We start from the raw sequence: 816 nt of genomic DNA on the forward strand, positions 1-816 counted from the left end.
TTGGCAACTACCACGGCCAGTACGCCTTCGCCGTCATGTCCCAGTACCCTATCGACACCAAGCAGATCCGCACCTTCCAGCACTTCAAGTGGAAGGAGATGCCGGGCGAGCAGAACCCTGTCATCGACGACTGCAACAACCCCAATGCCAAGATCCCGGCGGGCCGCCAGTGTGGCGATGCCTGGTATGACGACGCCGCCTGGCAGGCGTTCCCGCTCTCGTCCAAGAATCACGCCGATGTGCCGGTGCGCATCAAACGCGGCAACCAGGAGGTGGTGATCCACTTCCTCGTCTCCCACCCGACTCCGCCCATCTTCGGCAATGCGGCGCGCCACAACGTCAAACACAACCGCGCCGAAGTCGCCTTCTGGCAGGACTACGTGGAAACGGCCAGCTACATGGTGGATGACGCAGGCAAGGCCGGCGGCCTGCCCCAAGGTGCCAAATTCGTCATCGCCGGGGATCTCAACGCCGATCCCCAGATTGGCGATGGGGATCTCACCGCCATTCAGGATCTGCACAACCATGTGCTGGTCAATCAGGCGGTCACCAACGGCGCCATCATACCGGTCAGCCAGGGCGGCCCCGAGTGCCTCGCCAGCCAGCCGGATCAGTGCAAGCGCAACAACAACCGCCCCACCCCGGAGCGCATCACCAGCAGCAGCGGCCTGCAGCTCGATCACCTGCTGCCCTCCGCCAACCTGAACGCGGTCGCCTCCGGCGTGTTCTGGCCAGCCAGCTTCGAGCCCGGCTACCACCTGGTGTACGACGCCAAGCTGGGCATCGCCAAGGGCGTGAGCTCGGATCACCGGCTGG

Annotated in this window: 1 protein-coding gene; it reads left to right on the top strand. The window is 64.3% G+C overall.

Going from position 1 to position 816, the window contains the following annotated elements:
* On the top strand, window positions 1–816 hold an 816-nt coding region (locus BN1129_RS22385; RefSeq protein WP_042035669.1), incomplete at both ends, for an endonuclease/exonuclease/phosphatase family protein.

Source organism: Aeromonas popoffii (assembly GCF_000820025.1).
Classification (GTDB): Bacteria; Pseudomonadota; Gammaproteobacteria; order Enterobacterales; family Aeromonadaceae; genus Aeromonas; species Aeromonas popoffii.